This is a genomic window from Micromonospora sp. MH33, from assembly GCF_003013775.1.
Taxonomy (GTDB): domain Bacteria; phylum Actinomycetota; class Actinomycetes; order Mycobacteriales; family Micromonosporaceae; genus Micromonospora; species Micromonospora fulviviridis.
In genome coordinates, this window is the sequence record NZ_MUYZ01000538.1 from 1 (window position 1) to 2,456 (window position 2,456).

At 77.0% G+C, this 2,456-nt stretch carries 3 protein-coding genes; 2 read left to right on the top strand and 1 reads right to left on the bottom strand.

The genetic code is table 11. From position 1 onward, the window contains the following. Positions 1-933 (top strand): DUF58 domain-containing protein (locus B0E53_RS35470; RefSeq protein ID WP_107079826.1); only part of this gene is annotated, 933 nt, incomplete at its 5' end. Here B0E53_RS35470 and B0E53_RS35475 read toward each other — a convergent pair. After that, the gene (locus B0E53_RS35475; RefSeq protein WP_107079827.1) at positions 911-1,864 is read right to left on the bottom strand and encodes a stage II sporulation protein M; all 954 of its coding nucleotides are present in this window, start codon (positions 1,862-1,864) and stop codon (positions 911-913) included. The two genes, B0E53_RS35470 and B0E53_RS35475, sit on opposite strands and share 23 nt — an antisense overlap. A gap of 41 nt (positions 1,865-1,905) precedes the next feature. Between B0E53_RS35475 and B0E53_RS35480 the strand changes: the two genes are divergently transcribed. After that, the coding region (locus tag B0E53_RS35480) for an RDD family protein (RefSeq protein ID WP_246835767.1) at positions 1,906-2,456 on the top strand (551 nt) is incomplete at its 3' end.

The following is a 2,456-nucleotide window of genomic DNA, read 5'->3' on the forward strand; positions in this document are numbered from 1 at the left end:
CGACCCGACCTCCCCGCCGGGCGGGTGCTCACCGTCGCACCGGGCGGCACGGCCGCCCTGCCGGTCCGGCTCACCCCGGCCCGGCGCGGCGACCGGCCCGCGGTGGCGCTGACCGTACGCTCGCTCGGGCCGTTGCGCCTGGCGTTCCGGCAGCGCGCCGGCCACCCGGTCACGCCACCGTGGACGCTGCGGGTGCTGCCCCGGTTCGACTCCCGGCGGCACCTGCCGGAGAAGCTGGCCAGGCTGCGGATCATCGACGGCGTCCAGGTCACCCGGGGGCGCGGCCACGGCACCGAGTTCGACACCCTCCGGGAGTACGTGGTCGGCGAGCTGGACACTGGCCGCACCTCGGCCGTCCGGCTCGGCGACGAGCCCCGGCTGGACACCGCGATCGACGCGGCGCTGCTGCTCACCGCGCTGGCCGCCCGGGCCGGCGACCGGGTCGACCTGCTCGCCGCCGACACCGCCGTCCGGGCCCGGGTGACCGGCAGCGGCCGGCCCGCGCTGCTCGCCCGGCTGGTGGACGCGGTCGCCCCGCTCCAGCCGGCGCTGGTGGAGACCGACTTCGAGCTGATCGCCGGGGAGGTGCTGCGCCGGGAGCGGCAGCGCAGCCTCGTGGTGCTCTTCACCGCCCTGGAGGCGGGCGCGCTCGGCGAAGGGCTGTTGCCGGTGCTGCCCCGGCTGGCCGCCCGGCACCGGGTGGTGCTCGCGGCCACCCACGACCCGGTGCTGGCCCGGCTCACCACCGCCCCGCCGACCGGCCCGGACGACGCGTACGCCGCCGCGGCGGCCTGGCGGGCCCTGGCCGAACGTGACCGGGTCCGGGCCGCGCTGTCCCGGCACGGGGTGACCGTGGTGGACTCCCCCGCCGACCGGCTCGCCCCGGCGGTCGCCGACACCTACCTGCGGCTCAAGTCCCTCGGCCAGCTCTGACCGCCCGGCGGCCGAGGATCAGCGCGTACGCCAGGAAGGCCAGCCAGACCGTGGCGCCGATCCCCACCCGGACGGCGACCGGCAGCGGCGCCGGGGTCACGAACGCCTCCAGCAGCGCGGAGACCGCGAAGAGGCCGACCAGGCCGGCGGCGACCACGATGGCGGAGCGGCCCGCCTCGGCGACGGCCCGGCCCCGGGTGAGCTGCGCCGGCGGCGCGATCCAGGCCCACGCGGTGCGCAGCCCGACCCCGGCCGCCACGTGGATGCCGGTGAGTTCGAGCAGCCCGTGCGGGGTGATCATGCCGAAGAACACGTCGGCCCGGCCGTAGGAGATCATCACGCCGCCGACCACGCCGATGTTCAGCGCGTTCTGCCAGAGCAGCCAGAACACCGGCACCACCAGCACCCCGGCTGCCAGGCACTGCGCGGCCAGCCAGGCGTTGTGCGTCCACAGGTGGAACGCGAAGGTCGGCGCCGTGAACTCGGTGTAGTAGCCGGCGAAGCCGGAGTCGACGAGCTGCCGGGCCGCCTCGGCGCCGATGAACGCGGCGGCGGTGTCGGGATGGCCGGCGACGAACCAGATGAGGAAGCCGGTGAGCGCGCTGAACCCGGTGGCCACCGCGCACCACCAGGGCCAGGCCCGGTAGAGGGCGGCCGGCAGGTCGGCGAGGAGGAACCGGCCCACCGCCGCCCAGGAGGGCCGGGGGCGGCCGGTGATCCGGGCCCGGGCCGCGAGCACCAGGTGGGAGAGGCGGCCGACCAGGGCCGGTTCGGGGGCCCGGCTGCGCAGCGCGGACAGGTGGGTGGCGGCGCGCTGGTAGAGGCTGACCAGCTCGTCCACCTCGGCGGCGTCGAGCTTCCGCCGGCCGGTCAACTGCTCCAGCCGCCGCCACTCGGCGCCGTGCTCGGCCACGTACGCGTCGAGATCCACTCGTCCTCCCCCGTCCGGCGCCAATAGTGTTCACTGTCCGAGTGCGCGCGCAACCTCCCCCACCGGCCGGATGGGCCGACGCCGGTCTGGTCAGCGGCGAGGCGGTGGAGCTGGACGTCCGGGCGGCCCGGCTGGGCTCCCGGGTGCTCGCCCTGCTGATCGACCTGGTGGCCCAGCTCGTGGTGGCGATGCTGCTCGGCGCCGGGCTGTCGGTGCTGGTGCTCAGCCTGCCGCGCGACCTCATGGACGCCGCGCTGGCCGGCGCCCTGCAGCTCGTGGTGCTGGTGCTGGTGCTGGTCGGCTACCCGGTGCTGATGGAGCGCTTCGCGGGCGGCCGGACGCTGGGCAAGCTGGCGGTGGGGCTGCGGGTGGTCCGCGCCGACGGCGGCCCGGTCGGGGTCGGCCAGTCGCTGACCCGGGCGCTGGTGGGCGTGGCGGTGGAGTGGCCGGGGCTGGTGCTGCCGCTGCTGAGCTGGGCGGCGAGCGTGACGGTGATGCTGACCGACCCGCGCGGGCGGCGGCTGGGCCCGGCCGTGGAACGTCAAGAGCGACCGCAGCGTCGGCGAGGCGCCGGGCAGCGCGTTCTGGGCCA